Genomic DNA, 18,471 nt, shown 5'->3' on the forward strand with positions numbered 1-18,471 from the left:
ATTGAGTCTTCGTTTGAAAAATACGTGGCGAAGTTCTTTTATTTTTAAAGTGCCTACTAGAGACGCAATCATTACCCAATAAAAAACCCCGCTTTTAATAAAAGACGGGGTTTGTCAGCGATCTGAGGGACAGATGACTGTCCCTTTTTTTACTTGAATTTCATGTAGGTTAATTTCTTTGATTTCTAATCAATCTGTAAGCTCAACTATTTGTTCGGTTGTGTGATTGAGCGAACGGCTTCGACGCTTCGATACGTATCCGCGTCATCTGATCAGGATGTGATGCCCTAATGCTTGTAAGTGCTCTAAATCGATGTGTTAGCGCATTACTATTCGCTTAGTGGAAATAGGCGACCAATCTCCGGTCCAGTTGCACCATCGATGCCAAGTTGTTCAATTGCAGATAATTCTGCTGCGCTAGTGACGCTCTCCGCAAAACTGAGCAGAGCTAGTCTATGTACAATATTGCAGACGCCTTTAATGAAAGCTTGATTCCCTTCATTGCTATCAATATTTCTGATGAAGCCACCATCGATCTTGACATAGTTGAGCTTTAAGTCATGCAGCAAATTAATTTTGTCGAATTGGCGTCCAAAATGTTCTAAGCCAAGCTTACAACCTGTCGGTGCGATATCGCTGTGGAACATGCGGAAAGCATCAATATTCGCGAACACCCCATTTTCTGGAATTTCTAACCACAAGTGTTTTGCTGCTGCAGGTTTACTTTGAATAATAGATTTTAGTTGCGCACGGAATTCGGCACTCTGTATTGATTTTGCGGAAAGATTGACCGCGATGTCTTTGTTGTCGTTGGTTTTGTTTAAGTCTTCTAAGGCTAGTTTGATCGCAATTAAGTCTAATTTTTCAGTGAGACCTAAGCGTTCCGCGATCGGCAAAAATCGTGCAGCAGGAAACCATTCGCCACCAAACATCAAACGTAGAGCGGATTCTTTATGGATCAATTCACCATTCGCTTTAGTCACAGGGAAATAGGCTAGTTTTACCCAATTTTGTTCAATTGCACGTAAGATTAATTTACTCCACTCCTCAGCGCTACGTGGTGCATGTTCGATATTGAGTGGCGCTGATTGATGCACATCGCTTAGACCAGCTGCCTCGGCACCAGCAACAGCAGCATCAACTTGCGCTAGTAAACTACTCGGTGAAATGCCGTATTCGTAGTTCCCGGAACCAATGAAAACGACAAAGTCGTTCGCGACATCAGCGAATATTTTATGGATTTCCGCTAGTAATTTTCGAGCGATTGGTACCGCTTCTTCTCGTCGGAATAACAGTGCAAAATCGGTGCCATTTAATCTGGCAGCGAGGCCGTCATGCAAATGTTTTTGGTGAATTGACAGGAGCTGTCCTACTTGTTTTAAGAGGGCATCAGTTTTGTTTCTTCCTAATGTTTTATTCACTGTCGCTAAGCCTGCAAGACGGATAATTAACAGGCTGCCAGCAGGTGCGTTTTCCTCTTCAACGCAAGCTTGTAACTGACTAATGAAATGACTCCGATTGGCTAAGCCCGTCGTTGAGTCTGAATTCGCTTGCAATCGTAGTGACTCGAGTCTTTCTGCCTCTTCTGCAAACATCGATTTTAGCAACAGTACCGTTGAGTTCATCGCAACCGATAACTGTTTTAATTCCGGAACACTAGACTCTGGTGTCGTGATGAAGCGACGTTCCGTCATGCCTTTGGCTTGATCGATGACTGCTTTTAATGGCTGTTTAATGCGGCGTAAAACTAAGGCGCCAAGATAGCAGGCGATCAAGCCAGAGAGCGCCAGTGCTGCAAACATTTCTTGAATTGATTTCCATAATGTCTGGTACGCACCTGCACTTTGGCTAACCAAAGAAATCGTGCCAATTTGTTTCCAACCGCTACTAATTTGCGCTTGACCTGGTGTCGATTGAATTGGAAATAGCTGCTTAAACCACGCCGGAACATCAGTTTGTTCTGCTGGTGCAATGCGTTCAATTAAGGTTTTACCAGTAGGATCAAGGACTTTGATAGAGGCGTAATGGCCATTGTCAAAGAGTGACGCAATGATGAGTTCTAACTCCACAGGCTCAATGTTTTTTTGACTTAATGACAGGGCAAGTACCGTCGCATTGTCAGCGTTTTTCATTCGTAGCTGTTCATTTAAGTAGGCACGCGAACTCATCGTCGATGCGAACAAACCACCGACTAGAGCAATCAACGTGCTAAGAATGATGGCGAACCAAAGTTGGCGATACATCGACATGGTGGATCCTTTGCTTATTTTGAATACTTTGTTAAATTTTACTGACACGACTTACATAAATATGGTGTTGGCATTGTGCTTATCCCGCCATTTTTCGCTTTCCACAGCCTCTTGAATTGAACATTCTGAGACGGACGCAAACTAACAATACTTTTTCTAATCCCTAAATAATTGAACTTACCGAGCTTGCACAAAAGCCAATTTTTCACTGCGTTTTTACAGAAGAGCTGTTTGCAAATTATCGAGTTTTGAAATTATTCAAATCCTTCTTTTTTTGCCCGTTCTAGTAAATCTTGCCAACGTGATAGCCTGCTCGTTCCACCAGGCCCTAAAGTCGCATTACTAGCAGCTCCTGCGAAGATGCCTTGACCGTTGAAACTGAAAATCGGTGAAAGATCACTGCGACGTGAAGCCGGGCGAATATCTGAAATGAGATTGTCAAGAATTAGCGGCTCAGCATCGGCAACTGGATAATAGGCAAGTACCATGTGTGCTTGTGTAATTGTGCTGTTGACCCCACCAAAACGAGCTTTGACATAAATCAGCCTAAGTTGGGCATCCGGGACGTTCAGGTTACGTAAGCTGAAATATTTAGCAATCACGAAATCCTCACAGTCCGCTTTTCTTTTTGCCATGCTTTCAAGCGGTGTTGCCCAATAGTCAGATTGCCCCCACGCTTCGATATCTTCGACATAAGTCAATTTACGATTAAAAAAATTATTGACCTTCTGTAATTTGGTATCAATCGATGCTTCCGAATTGCTCAGTATTAAGTTAGACCATTCATTAAAAATTAGCTCCTCACCTCCAAATGCACGCATGTTTGCACGTAGGCGGTCCCAGTTAATACTATGAGAAGTCACCGACAAAAAAATAGCGGCGATACACAAAGTTATCAGCACTACTTTTTTCCCAAAGCGACTCCGCGCGAAAAAAACAGAAGGCAATTTTTGGCCTGACTAAAAGTTGTCTAGTAAGTGCGCTGAAGGCAGACTGCCAAAACGCGTCATGATCCTATCTTACAGTGCGTTTGTATCAATGCGTCGGCGTGACATTCAGTTTGACAACAAATTCGATAGCAATCTTACTTTCTATTCTACAAGAAAAAAATACTTCTCTTGGGAAACATTGATGTGCGTGAGAATCTTACACATCAATTTCATTGCACAAAAAAACCCGCATACGAAATCGAGTGCGGGTCTTCATGTTTAACTAATGAGTGCTAAGTTCCTTGCATTACCATTGCTTTGCTTTTGGACCTGAGACCGTTTCATTAACGATTTGCCACTTTCCATTAATTTCTTCCCAAAACAAAGTCTTTTCAAGTGAATCTTGATAACTAGCTGAACGATAGTCTTGTTGGAAGCTAGTCGTCGCATGCTTGCTGTCTTGCATCGTAAATTTAATGTCAGATAAATCTAAACTAATCTTTTGGGCTGTCATTAAGCGGGCACGACGTGCTGTCTTCCATGACTCTCTTGAGGTATATTTTTGTGAATAGAAATTGAAGTAAGCGTCAGGATTCATACTAATCCATGCCTCGCGCCAGCCTTTCAATGCATTGAGCATCGTACTGCGAGACCGCATGAAGTGATCTTTGGCTGGTTCTTCAGCTTTCGCCACAGGTGCTACTGACTCCAATGGTGTTGGCTTGACGATTGGTTTGCTTGGTTCCAGATTCGTCAAACCTTCCATGGCACGTTGATCCAGTTGAGCCTTGTTGACTATGTAGATTTCTGGTGCTTCGATTGGGCAATTTGCCATCGCTGAGTTGGAGTTATTGTCCAGATTTTTCAACGAGCCAGAATTATCATCACGACGCGACAGGCCTAATGCCGAGTATAGTTTACCCATGCCAGCCTGAGTTCTTGCGTAGGCGAAAAACAAGTCAATTTCAGCATTCGAAAATGAACGTTTTGCTTGAAATAATTCGTTCTCGGTATCTAGTAAATCCAATAAAGAACGCTGACCAATATCAAATTGCTGACGATAGGCATCGCGTGCTTTCTCGATCGATAACTGATGTTGATCGAGGAAGTTGAGTTGATCGGTGAGTTTGCGAGTATCGTTATAGGCGATAGCTAAAGTTTGACGAATATCGCGGCAGGTTTTGTCACGCAAATCTTTTGCCAAATTTAATTGATCCGCTGCTTCTTGTACCCGCGCTTTATCGCTACCGCCATTAAATAAATTCCAGGACATCACGAATTCAGCAGAATTATTATTGGTACGACCAGAGACGAAATTAATATTGTTACCGCGTTCCGCTCTAGCTTTGAAATCTAAACGCGGCTGATAGGCGGATTTCCTGGAGTTCATCCCACTATTGACGGATTCTATATTTTCCAAACTTGCCATCAAGGCAGGGTGGCTGGTGAATGCCGTGTTTAAAGCGCCGCTAATAGAGCTCGGAACACCATTTGATAAATTGCCTAAATTTTCTAAATCTTTTGCTGGTACGCTGCCGACCAAGCGCTGAAAGCGGGCACTGACATCGTGTAAATTAGAGGTTTCTGTCACTAGATTTGATTCAGCTAGTGCTAAACGACCCGAAATTTGCTCCAGATCGACTCTGCGACTGACTCCAGCTTTAGACTTTGCCTGAATTTGCTCAAATACCGCACGGTGACGTACGTAGTTATCTTCAGACAAACTCACTAGTTTGCGAAAGCGAATCACATCGGCATAGGCGCGAACGACTTCTAAGGCAATGAGCTCGGAAGTATCTTGTAATTCAAAAAAACGAACCTGTTTTAGATGATCCAATTGTTTAACTTGGTTACTCGTTAAAAAACCGTCATAAATCATTTGGTTCAAGCTGATCGCAGCCGATGTTCGACTTAACTCTGATTTACCTAAGCGATTATCTCGATTATCTCGACCAGTATCCGCGCTTAAACTAACGTTTGGTAGGTAAGCGCCAAAAGCAGCCTCTCTGCCAGAGCTTGTTGATTGAAAACTATGCCACTTCGCCTGTACCTCTGGATTGGTGAGGATGGCTTTCTGTGCAGCGTCCTTTAAGGTTTGAGTTTGCGCATGGGCATGTAAAGTAGCCAATGCTAAGCTGACCGCCAGACTAAGTTTTTTTAGGTTCGATGACATGTTCTTCTCAAAAAAGGTCTAATTTAGGTTGATACGAAAGATAGCAGAAGGTTATCGGCAAACTCATTACATACACAATGCTTTTATGTCTATTTTTCAAAAGTTAACACATTCAATGATTTGAGGAAACTTTTCAATAAAATCATTTACATGTAAATTTTACGTAGGGAGTCACGTGCGGCATTAATGGTTGTTTCGATCACGGAATCAGAGTGCATTGCCGACACGAATCCTGCTTCGAACGCAGATGGAGCAAGATATATGCCACGTTCAAGCATCTCGTGGAAGAAACGGTTAAATGTCGCCGCATTTGCCTGCATGACTTGATTAAAGCTGACTGGAACCTCTTTGCGGAAGTAGATGCCGAACATGCCACCAATCGCGTCAGCACAAAAATCGATATTGAGCTCGGCGGCGATGGAATTAAATCCATCGACTAATTTCTGCGTTTGTTGGCTTAAATTGGTGTAAAACTCAGGCGCTTGAATTAGTTTTAATGTCGTTAAGCCTGCAGCAACGGCAACAGGATTTCCAGACAACGTACCTGCTTGATATACACCTCCAAGTGGGGCGAGATGGGCCATGATCTCCGCTTTGCCACCGAACGCTGCGACAGGCAAACCTCCACCTATGACTTTGCCAAGTGCCGTGAGGTCTGGCTGAATGTTATAAAGTGATTGGGCACCGCCTAATGCAACGCGAAATCCACACATCACTTCATCAAAAATCAAAATACTGCCATGCTCAGTGCATAGTCGACGCATTGTCTTCAAAAAGCCTTCAGTGGCTTTGATGAGATTCATATTGCCCGCGACTGGCTCCACGATGACGCAGGCGATTTCGGATCCAAATTGAGAAAATGCAGCCTCAAGTTGATCACTGTCGTTGTAATCGAGTACTAAGGTGTGTTTAGTGAAGTCAGCAGGGACACCAGAGGAGGTGGGGTTTCCAAATGTCAGAAGTCCACTGCCAGCTTTTACAAGAAGGGAGTCGGCGTGACCATGGTAGCACCCTTCAAATTTAATAATTTTGTCTCGCTTGGTCGCCCCACGAGCTAACCTAAGAGCGCTCATAGTCGCCTCGGTGCCGCTAGAAACTAAGCGAACTTGTTCGATGGATGGAACCAATTTGCAGATTTCTTCTGCCATTAAAATTTCCGCCTCGGTCGGGGCGCCAAAGCTTAAACCTTGTTCGGCAGCATTTTGGACGGCAGCAATCACTTCTGGATGGGCGTGGCCCAAAATCGCAGGTCCCCATGAACCTATGTAATCGATATATTTCTTGTCTTCAGCGTCCCAAATATATGCACCCTGTGCTTTTTTTATAAAGCGTGGCGTTCCTCCGACTGACCGAAAGGCTCGAACCGGTGAATTGACACCACCGGGTGTGGTGATTTGCGCTCTTTGAAACAAAATCTCATTTGAAGACATGGATGTACTCTCTGCAAGAAATAAATTAAGTCATAATTTGGCCTCTTGAAGGCCTTGTTATAGCATGTGTGACATTCTTAACTATATTAACGCCGTTATTGGTTACTGGTTTTTATTATTATTAAGTAAAGAAAATATTAATATCAATCAAAATCCTCGTGCTTTTTTGTGGAATAAAACAAGAAGTTTGTTTATTCTTCGGTCTTTTTTGTGTAAATCTAACTCTGTTGTTTTTTGTATTGAGTTGAAAAAAAAAGATTGCTGATATTACCTTAACACCTAATTAAAGTCGTTATCTAAAAGGAATTTATTTCGTGGAATATAAAACAATGATGTGTCTAATTTGCGGCTGGATTTATGACGAGTCAGCCGGAATGCCCGAAGATGGGATTGCTGCTGGGACAAAATGGGAGGATGTGCCATTAAATTGGACTTGTCCAGAATGTGGTGCACGCAAAGACGATTTTGAGATGGTGGCAATTTAATTGAGTGCTAGCTTGCGTCTGAAGCGCATTGAAAATTAGGTTGTTTGCTCTATTTTTTAGGGCTTTACTCAGTGCTCTTCGTTGAATTGTTGTTTCATCGTGAAGAAACGCGTAAAAATTGGTGCAAGCTTGATAAACTTTGATAAAGTGTTGTGTAGTAAAAACTCTTCCACTCTGAGATTGCCTCATGTCAACTTCCATTAGTAATGAAAATTTAAGAATTATGGTGATTGACGATAGTAGTACTATTCGTCGCTCTGCCGAGATTTTTTTAGGTCAAGTTGGATATAAAGTGGTTTTGGCTGAAGATGGCTTCGATGCTCTGGCCAAAATTAATGATACCCACCCACATTTGATTTTTTGTGACATTTTGATGCCACGATTAGATGGATATCAGACTTGTGCTTTGATTAAGAAGAGTGCGAAATTTAGAGATACTCCGGTTATTATGTTGTCCTCCAAAGATGGACTGTTTGATCGGGCGCGCGGCGCAATGGTTGGTTCGGAAGAGTATCTGACTAAACCCTTTACTAAAGATAGCCTCCTTAAAACGGTACGAAAATATACCTCCGAGGCGATTTCTAATTAAATTTAAAAAAACTTTTCGAGGTTGAAAATGGCAATACAGAAGATTTTGATCGTTGATGACTCGCCAACAGAACGTTATTTTTTAACTGATATTCTGGTGAAAAATGGCTTTTCTGTTTCAACGGCAGAGAATGGCGAAGACGCCTTATTGAAGATTAAGGCGGATAAGCCTCAGTTGATCTTGATGGACGTGGTGATGCCTGGACAAAATGGTTTTCAAATAACACGCGCAATTTCTCGCGATCCAGAAACTCAAGACGTGCCCGTCATTATCTGTACCAGTAAAAATCAAGAAACAGACAGAATCTGGGGATTAAGACAAGGCGCCAGAGATTATCTGGTAAAGCCGATCGACCCACAAGAGTTACTCGCCAAAATTGCAGCCTTAGGTTAAGCGAGCGAGCTTATGACAGACAATTCGAGTGAAAATTTGGCAGTGCGGGAAACTGAAATTCCCGTTTCTGCTGCTGTTGGCAGGCGCGCTAGGTTGCGTGACTTTCAGTCACAGTTGATGGAACGTATGCAAGCGGCGAAAGCTGGCGCGCACGTCCGGGCAAATCAACTCGGTGTTCAAATCGGTAAATTCCGTTACTTGGTCGATTTACGCGAGGCTGGTGAAATAGTGTCTTCTGGTAATTTAACCAAAGTGCCGCTGACGAAACCGTGGTATTTAGGTTTGTCAAACGTGCGTGGCAGCTTAACCAGTGTGATTGATTATTCATTGTTTGAGGGAAATGACGCTACGTTTGTCGATTCTTCATGTCGCGTGCTCGCATTCTCTAATTCATTGTCATTCAATAGCGGTTTGCTTGTGTCGAAAGTTCTTGGCTTACGCAATGCGGATGAAATGGATCTCATTGATGAGCAGGCTGCGGAATTGAATGTGAATCAGCAGCAAAAGAAACCTTGGATTTTAAATCGATTTTTAGATGCCGATGGACAAATCTGGTCGCAAATAAGCCTCTCGCTCTTAGTTCAGGATCAAGAATTTTTGCACATTGGCTTGTAAATAAAAATAAGTGTTTGACGGATAAGTAAAACTGGAAAAGCCTAGCTTTTCAATCGTTTAGGAGATTTTTTAATGGCATTGAACAACCCACCAAATTCGACTGAAGATCAAGAAGTCCAAGATCTCGACTTTGCGAATCAGGCATCAGAGGCACCGATCGAGTCGATTGAGAAAGAGATTGCGCCGCTCGAAACGATAGAAGAAGCACAAAACGTACGCATGTTGCAAGAGCAAGACGTCGTCGCCGTGGAGCCAGAGCCATTGCCAGTGCCTGATCTTACTAAAGAAGTCAATTTTGATAGCACGATTAATCGAGTCGATGCAACGATGATCGGTGATCCCATCGACAAAGGGCGCGATATTAAGTTGCCTTTGATCGGTCATTTACCGCTACAAAGACAGATTCGCTATTTGCTTGCTGCGATGGCAGTATCTTTGTTATTGAGTGCGATGTTCGTTTATTTGAATTCAAGTAAATCTGCCTTGATTTCTACTCAGGCACAGATTTCCGGTGAGATCCTGATGCACTCCCAGCGTATCGGTAAAGCAGCGCCTAATGCGATTTACGGTAAGCCGGCGGCATTCTCACAATTGGAAGAAAGTCAAAAAACCATTAATGCGAATATCAATATTTTGCTTAATGGCGGTGACTTTAAAGGCCGTTCAGTTTCGAAGCCAAGCTCTTCAACCGAACCTATTCTCAAAGCGACTAAATCTGCTTGGACGAACTCGAATAATGCGGCAACGATCATTATGAAAACCAAAAAAGAGTTGGCGGGTTTTCGTGAAGATCTGGAAAGTATGAACTTGTTGTCTCCAACCTTAGAAAGTTTAACTAGCGATATTTCTACGAAAGAAGTGCAAGGCGGCGCATCCGCACAGGCGATTTTTGCTTCCGGTCAATTGGTTATGTTGACGCAACGTCTAGCGCGAAGCGCGAGTGAGTTCATGACACCTGAAGGTGTTAACCCAGAAAAAGCGTTCTTGTTAGGTAAAGATGCGAATACGTTTTATGAGCTGGTTGAAGGTTTTTTGAATGGTAGTGAAATTAATAAATTGGCGGCGGTTAAAGATCCAGCGATTCGCTCCTTGTTAAATGAGCTGCAAAAGACTTTCGTCGACTATAAGAAAAACGTGGATAGTATTTTGGCGAAAAACAATGAATTTATTGAAGCTAAAAAATCAGAACAATTGATTTTTAATGAAAACGAAGATCTGAAGCAAAAAATTTCTAATTTGGAAAAAACTTACACGGCCCAACAAGATTCTACCAATTTGTCTTTCTGGTTTTTGATGTTGTCAGCATTGTTGGCGCTGGTTTCAGCGGCTGGTATCGCAGTGGTGTTGTTGCAAGATAGTCGTAATCGTACGAAAGAAGCGAATCAACGTCGTCTCGAGGCTGATGCGCAGATGCAATTGGCGCAAAAACAAGAGGAACAAGCGAATGCAGTAAATGAACAGAATCAGGCAGCGATTTTGCGATTGATGAATGAGTTGCAGGAAGTGGCGGATGGTGACTTGACTGTGCAAGCGACGGTTTCTGAAGATATTACTGGAGCGATTGCCGACTCTGTTAATTACACGGTGGAAGAGTTGCGGGGGCTGGTAGGTCGTGTTACTAACACCGCGGTTCAGGTTACTTCTGCGTCTTCTCAAGCACAAGATATTTCAGATGAATTGTTGGAAGCCTCACATCAACAAGCGCGTGAAATTGTTGATGCTGGTAAAGCCATTACTACGATGGCAAATGATATTACTGAAGTTTCTCGCTCTGCAAATGAATCTGCTGAGGTTGCGCGTCAATCGGTTGCTGCTGCCGAGCAAGGTGCGTTAGCGGTGGAAAATACGATCAAGGGCATGAATGAGATTCGTGAACAGATTCAAGAAACCTCTAAACGTATTAAACGCCTCGGTGAATCTTCACAAGAGATTGGTGAGATTACCGAGTTGATTTCCGATATTACCGAACAGACCAACGTGTTGGCGTTGAATGCGGCGATTCAGGCGGCGTCAGCGGGCGAAGCTGGTCGAGGCTTCTCTGTTGTTGCGGAAGAGGTGCAGCGACTTGCGGAACGTTCGGCTGAAGCGACTAAGCAGATTGGTGCGCTGGTGCGTACGATTCAAACGGATACCCATGATGCCGTTGCGGCGATGGAAAAATCAACGCAGGGTGTGGTTGAGGGAGCAAAATTGTCCGATGCGGCGGGTACTGCGTTGTCAGAAATTCGTAGCGTTTCAAACCGTTTGGCAGAACTGATTCAAGGTATTTCACTTTCTACCGAACAGCAAGCAACCTCCGCAAATGGCGTTGCACAAAACATTCAACACATTTTGACGATTACCGAAAAAACACAAAACGGCACTCAACAAACCTCTCTCTCCATTAAAGACTTGTCGATGTTAGCGGAAGAATTGAAGAACTCAGTGTCTCGATTCCGGGTTACAGCCTGATATTCGATAGCAAGTTAAACATAGCTTTAGCTTGTATATGTATGCAACGCGGAAAATTTGGTTTTCCGCCTTTAGAGTTTGCGGGGTTTAAGAATGACATCAGGTTCTTCTAAAACGTTAGATTCTGGACAGGAGCAATTTGATATTGCGCCTTTGTCTTGGGTGATGACGGAATTGCGGGAAGCACTTTCTAGTGCTGGTAAGTTATTAAATGATGCAGTCAGTCAAGAAGCTGATGCACAATCAACTTCATTATTGCAGGCCAAAACGTATTTGCATCAGGCGCACGGTGCGTTGCAAATTGTCGAAGTCGAAGGGGTCTCGATTGTTACTGAAACAGTCGAAGAACTGATCGAGCGTATTCAGGCTGGTAAGTTGGCAATCTCAAAAGATACTGTTCAGAAGATGACAGAGGCGTTTTACGCCGTTTTACGCTATTTAGAAGACTTATTAGCGGGAAACTCTCAACAGCCCGTCCGTTTATTTCCAGAATACCGGGCGTTGCTTGAATTGAAAGGTGCTGAACGTATTCATCCAGCCGATTTGTTCTTCCCATCGCTATCCGTGCAGGAGAAAATTCCGGAGTTGGCGCTCTCTGGGCATCCGACCGATGTTAATTACGGTGCCATACGTTTGCGTTTCGAGAAATTGTTATTGACAGTTTTAACCAGTAAAAATCCTGACGCTAAACTTGATGCTTCGAATCAAATGAGTGTTTTGATTCGTGAAATTGAGCAAGCGCAAGTGACCTCACAGACCAAAGCATTTTGGTTGGTGATGCGCGCATTTGCTGAATCAACGGCTTTGATTGATGCGAGAGATGAGCGTCACATTAAGCAAATTTGGGGGCGAATTAATTTACAAATTCGTCGATTGGTTGAAGGTAATGCAAGCGTGCCGGAGCGTTTACTGCGTGACGCTTTGTTTTTTATTGCTCAAGTTCGTGAACCTTCGCCATTTGTCGCGCAAATTCGTAAAGCTTATCAACTCGAAGATCATGTTCCAGCGGATTATGATCAGAAACGTTATGGTTTGATTGCGCCGAATGTATTGTTGAACGCCAAAGAATTACTCACTAATATCAAAAATTTGTGGGGGCGTATTTCGAATGGCGACGCCAGCTTGCAGGATAAATTCTTTCAGAAAATGAAGGAATTAGCAGATCTCGGTGCCAGCTTGCAATCACCACCACTGACTAAGTTGTTAAGAGAACTGAATGGCATTGCCAGTCATGCGGTACGCGCCCAAGATAAAGAACGAATGGGCTTAGAGTTGGCGACTTGTTTATTATTTTTGGAAAATGCTCTAGAGCAGATTACGCATTTGCCAGGGAATTTTTCAGCTCGTGCTGACGAAATTTCCGCGCGCTTATTATCGGTGGTTGGCGGTGAGATCCCAGATGGTCAGGTGACTTGGATAGGTGAGATATCGCGTGAAGCTCAGCAGCGTCAAACTATGGGTGTGCTGGTTAACGAAATGCAGCATAGTTTAAAGCAAGCAGAGAAAGCGCTCGATGAGCATTTCCGAGATGTTTCGAACACAGCGATTTTGGCCCCTGTCGATGGCGTTCTTGCGCAATTAGGCGGTGCATTAGCAATCTTGGATCAGGATGATGCTCTCGCTGCGGTCAATTATACCCGTCAACTAGTTAGCACATTCAGTGCCAGTAATGACTCTTCTACGACTGACGAGTTGGAGCAATTGCATCAGAAAGTTGCACAAAATGTTGGGGCACTTTCCTTTTTTATCGAGACCCTGCAAAGTCAGCCAGAGCTAGCAAAAAGGCGGTTTAGTTTTGATGTCGATACTGGCATTTTTCAAACGAGTCTACTAGAAAAAGCACCGGAAAAGGAGTTGTTACCGTCAGTACCGCTTGAAGTCAATTCAATTGAGCAAGCAGGAACCGCAGAACAAGATTTAATTGAGCAGCAAAAAGAGTCCGAGCGTCTATTGGCATCTTTGGTTAATACACCTGACGATTCAGATCTGCAGGCTAAGTTGAAGGATTCTTTCGATCACGAGCGTTCGTTTGCCGCTTTGTTGGATGACAGTGAAGCTAGCGCCCGAGCAAAAAATGCAATTGACTTACTGGCGCATGCAGACCTTTCACAGGCCACAGCACTGGACGAAATCGTCGCGGCAACTTCACATGTCGAAGCCGCACAAGAAACGCCTTTGAGTCAGGACCTACCTGAGACTGAAGCCGAAATTGATGCTGAATTGTTAGAAATTTTCTTGACAGAAGCCGATGAAGTTCTTGGTGCGGTACAAGAAAATATTCCTCTTTCTCGTCATGATGCCTCTAATCAGGAGTACCTGATTCGCCTGCGTAGGTCTTTTCACACCTTAAAAGGCAGTGGTCGCATGGTTGGGCTGATGGTGTTTGGCGAAGGTGCTTGGAATATTGAACAAGTGATGAATCAATGGCTATCTGAGTCACGATCAGGGACTGAGCCGCTTTACCAATTGCTTGAATATACCTCAGAGCAGATGTTCGACTGGGTGGAAGAGCTAAAATTAAAAGGAAGTTCATCAAGAAATTCCGATGCCATTATTGCAGCCGCATTGAGAGTCAAAGCAGGCGAGGATTTTAGTATCGACAGTGTACCGTTGATCGAAAACCAAGAGCAAGTTCCTACTGTTGTCAACGAGCCTAACGACAGTTCTACGCTCAATGTGTCCGAAGTTGTTATCCCTGAATCGGTCGATGTGCCGCTGGATGAACTTGAACTTGATAGTTTGATCGTTCGGTTTGAAAACAAACCAATTGGTGACAATGATTCTGTTGGCACAATTGATGCCTTACCTGAGATGGAGCCGGTGAGTACCGTTGAGCATTCTTACATAGTCGAGAATACAGGCTTAGCACTCGCTAGTGAAGAAGCTAATTTTTCTGAAGAAATGTTGGCGCCTGAACTCATTTTGGCTACGGATGTTTCTAATTTAAGTGAGGTCGATACAGAAGCTCCGGTAGAAGAAATTCAAATCTTAGCTCTTGATGATGGATTCTTGTTAGAGGATGACGTTGAGGTCATTGGTGAAACTGCATCAACAGGAGCATCAACTACGGTAGATGTGTTCGGAGATGTCGAGGAAGCTTCTGAATTTGGAGAGGCACCTGAGTTCAATGAGCCTGAAGTTCACTCTGAGGAAGTGCCAAAACAAACTGCTCAAATCATAGAGTTTCCTGATTTTTCAATGCCAGCTTCCAAAGAATCAGATAACACGAAGCGTATTGGCGAGATTGAAATTAGTTTGCCTTTGCACACTATTTATATGGCGGAGACGGACGAGATTGTGCGATTCCTCGCGCAGGATTTCTCAGAGTGGCGACATGAACCGAATCGGCCAGTCTCGCGTCATGCTGTGCATGCTGCGCATTCTTTGGCGGGAAGTTCTGCGACCGTTGGTCTTTTCCCAGCACAAGAACTTGCGCATAGCTTGGAAAATGTATTGCAACGATTGGAACGTCATCCGGTCAACTTAACGACAGCGGAGTTTGATTTGCTTGATCACGCGGTTGATTGCGTAAAAATCATGTTGCAAAAATTTGCTTTGTCTGAAATGGCAGATCGAGTGCCGCACGAAAATTTGCTGTTGAGTCAGTTATTAGAGGCAGTAATTGCACGCTCTAATGTCGGAGATGATGGAGAGTTTATTACTTCAACCAACGAGCGGCTAGATCATGTGATGTTGGATTCTGAGGTAGAACTCCCACTAATTGATTCTGATTTGATCGTTGATCAAATTGGCGTATCGTCAGTGGATGTTGCTGAAGATGACATTGAAATCTCAGAGTTTATTGTTGAATCTGTTCAGACTGATGTGGCTGATGCCGTTGATCAAGTTGAGGGGGGCGTTTCGTCAGACGCACCACCATTGCAAACATTGACAATACCAGATGAAGCATTAAGTGATGCGCAAATTGATTTCAAGTTGCATGATAGCGACGAGCTGACGTTAAGTACCTCCGCCTTGGTGTTAGGCTCGCCAGATCAGGTTTCTGGTCTGAGTATTTTGGATTTATCAAGCAATGCTGGCGATGTAGTTGTTGAAGACTCTCTTGAAGTCGAAGATACTCTAGTTTCAGATGCTCAAAGTCAGATTGAAGAATTGGCGACTGATGAAGTGAGTTTTGCTCCGAATCTGGAATCCTCTTTTGATTCTGTTGAATCTGATGTTGTTGCCTTGTCTCCGACAGCTCTACCTATCAACTTCGTATCAGAGGCTGCAGAAACAGTCGATGAGGTGCCAGTCGATGATTTGCCTGAAGTTATTGTTGCTGCTCCGCAAGATGTTGTCGTAGAACGTAGTAGTTCAGAAATTGAGCTCAAAGTCACAGATGAGCTTGATCATGATTTGCTTCCTGTCTTCTTGGAAGAGGGCAATGACCTGCTTCCGATGATAGGTCAATTATTGCGTTCATGGCAGCAAAGCCCTCAGGATGATGCCATCCCTCAGTCTATTTTACGGTTGATGCATACCGTGAAGGGGAGTGCACGTATGGCTGGTGCGATGCAGCTCGGCCAGCATACCCATGATATGGAAACCCGTATCGAAAACTTAATGCATACAGGTAGCACAATTCGTCAACCTTTGTTGGAAGATTTATTGTCACGCCATGACTACGCCATGCATTTGTTTGACCGATTGCAAAATCCAGACCTAGCGATGCAGCTAGCACCAACAGCCAACTTGTCTGAGCTGAGTGCGACTGAGGAAATGAATCAGTACCAGGAAATGGCTGGTAGTTCGCTGGGGTCTGAAGAATTACGATCCACATCGTTAGTTGACAGTGACGACGTTGCTGCCAACGATTCAGATAAAGATTCGATGAATCTGCGGAATCGAGCTGACGATGGAATCATTGCGAATGTGGCTCAATCAGAGTTACCTTCTAAAGTAACTGCAAATGAGCAATCACCGATTGCAAAGCCTGCAATCGTTTCGCGTGCTTTGCGCCAAGTGGCACCTCAAGTTGTGACGCAGGTTGCCAGCGCACCAGTTCCGCTGGTGCGGGTACGTGCTGATATTTTGGATCGATTGGTTAACCAGGCGGGTGAAGTTTCTATCTCTCGTTCCAAGTTGGAAAATGAGGTTGACACCTTAAAGGCTTCTTTGTCAGAGTTGACCGAAAACGTCAGTCGTTTGCGTGATCAGTTGCGTGAGGTAGAGATTCAAGCGGAGACACAAATTACCTCGCGCATGGCGTTTTCAGGCGATCGTGAATTTGATCCTTTGGAATTTGACCGATTCACTCGTTTGCAAGAATTGACGCGAATGATGGCAGAAAGTGTGAGTGACGTTGCGACTGTGCAGACCACCTTGAGTCGCACAATTGACGGCGCTACGAATGACTTGCATGCACAGGCGCGATTAACGCGTGAATTGCAACAGGATTTGATGCGAGTTCGCATGATTCCGTTTTCCAGTGTTTCTGAGCGCCTGTATCGGATTGCGCGTCAGACCGCGAAGGAAGTGGATAAGCGGGTTAACTTAGATATCCGTGGTACTTCTGTCGAGATTGATCGTAGTGTGTTGGAGAAAATGGTTGGTCCATTCGAACATATGCTACGTAATGCAATTGTGCACGGAATCGAAGCCCGTCAAGAACGTGTTGCTCGTGGTAAAAATGAAGTTGGTGAACTGTTGATTGAAATTCGTCAAGAAGGTAATGAAGTCGTTATTCATTTTACTGATGATGGCCAAGGACTGAATATTCATCGCATTCGTGAAAAAGCGAAAAATGTTGGATTATTGACTGATGAGAGTTTCATTAACGAATCAGATGTCGTCAATTTGATCTTTGAGCCAGGATTTTCAACTGCTAGTGAAGTCACTGAGTTGGCTGGTCGTGGCGTAGGTATGGACGTTGTGCGTTCGGAAGCTGCGTCTTTAGGTGGGCGGGTTTCGGTCAGCACGGTTGAGGGAAAAGGCGCGCATTTTACGATTCATTTGCCCTTGACTTTGGCGGTCACGCAAGTGGTAATTTTAAATGCTAGTGGTAAAACTTTTGCAGTGCCTTCTGTCTTGGTAGAGCAAGTGCAACAATTGAAGTCCGCCGCTTTGGCAACGGCATACAACGATGGCGCCATTATGTGGCAAGGCAATCGTGTGCCCTTGCATTATTTGCCTAGTATGTTGGGTGAACGGGATGCTACACCGGATACGCAGCAATACACGCCTATTTTGATCATGAAAAGTGACAACGAACGTGTCGCAATTCATGTCGATCAAATCATTGGTAACCGTGAGGTCGTTGTCAAAAACGTCGGGCCTCAATTGGCGCGCATGATAGGCATCGCTGGTGCTACGGTACTCGGGTCAGGTAATATCGTTTTGATCTTGAATCCTGTGCCATTAGCCCAAAAAATTGAGTTTGAACGTGCGAAACTACCAGATGTTAATGTTGATTCCGCTAAGTATGAGCTCGGTGCTGTTGCGGAGATGGTTGCGAAAGAAGCTGCTCCAGTCAATGTGGAGCCTGTGCAGGGACTTCGATCGCATCACATTGTGATGGTCGTCGACGACTCGTTGACAGTACGTCGTGTAACCCAGCGATTGTTGGTTCGAGAGGGATATCAGGTCGTATTGGCGAAAGATGGAATTGACGCGCTGGAGCAGCTGCAGTCAATTACACCAGATGTCATGCTCGTTGATATTGAGATGCCTCGCATGGATGGTTTTGATTTGACGCGAAACGTGCGTAGTGATTCCAGAACAAATCATATTCCTATCATCATGATTACATCGCGGACTGCCGATAAACATCGCAATTATGCGGCGGAACTTGGTGTCAACGAGTATTTTGGGAAACCATATCGGGAAGATGACTTGTTGTCCGCAATCAGTGGCTTTGTCAATCGTCAGCCTGAGTTGATTTCCTGAGTTGACGCAACTTTGTTGTAGCGAATGCCGTTTGGTGAAGAGCTGAGCGGCATTTTTATTTTTGAGCGTCACCGACGCGTAGTGAGGTGTAGTTGTCGAGCAAGTACTTAAACCTTCAATTTGCTTGATTTACTCAATACATCATAAGCGATCGAGATCCCTGTGGTGACTTGTGTTGATCTTGAATTTGATACGAAAGTATTTATGTGGCACTGATTGTGAAACGTGGTGACACTTGATGGCCTATTTTAGGAACGGCCAAATAAATA

The 18,471-nt window shown here is 44.1% G+C and carries 10 protein-coding genes; 6 read left to right on the forward strand and 4 right to left on the reverse strand.

Features of this window, described 5'->3' with window-relative positions; translation table 11 throughout:
- Window positions 1-329: 329 nt before the first annotated feature.
- The 4 genes from H8K52_RS19385 to hemL form a co-directional block, all read right to left on the reverse strand.
- Window positions 330-2,249 (reverse strand): bifunctional diguanylate cyclase/phosphodiesterase, encoded by a 1,920-nt coding sequence (locus H8K52_RS19385; protein ID WP_186924566.1) that lies wholly within the window; start codon window positions 2,247-2,249, stop codon window positions 330-332.
- Between the two features lie 254 nt (window positions 2,250-2,503).
- The gene (locus H8K52_RS19390; RefSeq protein ID WP_186924577.1) at window positions 2,504-3,070 is read right to left on the reverse strand and encodes a transglutaminase-like cysteine peptidase; all 567 of its coding nucleotides are present in this window, start codon (window positions 3,068-3,070) and stop codon (window positions 2,504-2,506) included.
- A 415-nt stretch (window positions 3,071-3,485) separates the two neighbouring features.
- Window positions 3,486-5,351 carry a TolC family outer membrane protein gene (locus tag H8K52_RS19395; RefSeq protein WP_186924567.1) on the reverse strand — a complete coding sequence of 622 codons (1,866 nt, stop codon included), beginning with the start codon at window positions 5,349-5,351 and terminating at the stop codon, window positions 3,486-3,488.
- A 146-nt stretch (window positions 5,352-5,497) separates the two neighbouring features.
- Window positions 5,498-6,781, reverse strand: coding sequence for a glutamate-1-semialdehyde 2,1-aminomutase (gene hemL, locus H8K52_RS19400; RefSeq protein WP_186924568.1), 1,284 nt, complete (start codon window positions 6,779-6,781; stop codon window positions 5,498-5,500).
- Window positions 6,782-7,095: 314 nt separating this feature from the next.
- On the opposite strand from hemL, the gene H8K52_RS19405 reads away from it, so the two are divergent.
- The 6 genes from H8K52_RS19405 to H8K52_RS19430 all read left to right on the forward strand — a co-directional run bounded on the left by H8K52_RS19405 (window position 7,096) and on the right by H8K52_RS19430 (window position 18,202).
- Window positions 7,096-7,266: a rubredoxin gene (locus H8K52_RS19405; protein WP_315466962.1), complete on the forward strand. Its 171-nt coding sequence runs from the start codon at window positions 7,096-7,098 to the stop codon at window positions 7,264-7,266.
- Between the two features lie 187 nt (window positions 7,267-7,453).
- Entirely contained in the window at window positions 7,454-7,855 is a 402-nt protein-coding gene (locus tag H8K52_RS19410) for a response regulator (RefSeq protein ID WP_186924569.1), read from the forward strand.
- Window positions 7,856-7,882: 27 nt separating this feature from the next.
- Window positions 7,883-8,248, forward strand: coding sequence for a response regulator transcription factor (locus tag H8K52_RS19415; RefSeq protein ID WP_186924570.1), 366 nt, complete (start codon window positions 7,883-7,885; stop codon window positions 8,246-8,248).
- 12 nt (window positions 8,249-8,260) lie between these two features.
- Window positions 8,261-8,863 carry a chemotaxis protein CheW gene (locus H8K52_RS19420; RefSeq protein WP_246464712.1) on the forward strand — a complete coding sequence of 201 codons (603 nt, stop codon included), beginning with the start codon at window positions 8,261-8,263 and terminating at the stop codon, window positions 8,861-8,863.
- Window positions 8,864-8,935: 72 nt separating this feature from the next.
- A complete protein-coding gene (locus tag H8K52_RS19425; protein WP_425507559.1) occupies window positions 8,936-11,314 on the forward strand; it encodes a methyl-accepting chemotaxis protein in 2,379 nt (792 codons plus the stop codon).
- A gap of 93 nt (window positions 11,315-11,407) precedes the next feature.
- Window positions 11,408-18,202, forward strand: coding sequence for a hybrid sensor histidine kinase/response regulator (locus tag H8K52_RS19430; protein WP_186924571.1), 6,795 nt, complete (start codon window positions 11,408-11,410; stop codon window positions 18,200-18,202).
- Window positions 18,203-18,471 lie beyond the last annotated feature (269 nt).

This window comes from Affinundibacterium seohonense, from assembly GCF_014284305.1.
Classification (GTDB): Bacteria; Pseudomonadota; Gammaproteobacteria; order Burkholderiales; family Burkholderiaceae_D; genus Undibacterium; species Undibacterium seohonense.

What these genes read in the sequence shown, in the direction of transcription:
- H8K52_RS19385 (WP_186924566.1), bottom strand. Translation starts at nt 2,249, where the DNA reads ATGTCGATGTATCGCCAACTTTGGTTCGCCATCATTCTTAGCACGTTG.
- H8K52_RS19390 (WP_186924577.1), bottom strand. Translation starts at nt 3,070, where the DNA reads ATGCGTGCATTTGGAGGTGAGGAGCTAATTTTTAATGAATGGTCTAAC.
- H8K52_RS19395 (WP_186924567.1), bottom strand. Translation starts at nt 5,351, where the DNA reads ATGTCATCGAACCTAAAAAAACTTAGTCTGGCGGTCAGCTTAGCATTG.
- hemL (WP_186924568.1), bottom strand. Translation starts at nt 6,781, where the DNA reads ATGTCTTCAAATGAGATTTTGTTTCAAAGAGCGCAAATCACCACACCC.
- H8K52_RS19410 (WP_186924569.1), top strand. Translation starts at nt 7,454, where the DNA reads ATGTCAACTTCCATTAGTAATGAAAATTTAAGAATTATGGTGATTGAC.
- H8K52_RS19415 (WP_186924570.1), top strand. Translation starts at nt 7,883, where the DNA reads ATGGCAATACAGAAGATTTTGATCGTTGATGACTCGCCAACAGAACGT.
- H8K52_RS19420 (WP_246464712.1), top strand. Translation starts at nt 8,261, where the DNA reads ATGACAGACAATTCGAGTGAAAATTTGGCAGTGCGGGAAACTGAAATT.
- H8K52_RS19425 (WP_425507559.1), top strand. Translation starts at nt 8,936, where the DNA reads ATGGCATTGAACAACCCACCAAATTCGACTGAAGATCAAGAAGTCCAA.
- H8K52_RS19430 (WP_186924571.1), top strand. Translation starts at nt 11,408, where the DNA reads ATGACATCAGGTTCTTCTAAAACGTTAGATTCTGGACAGGAGCAATTT.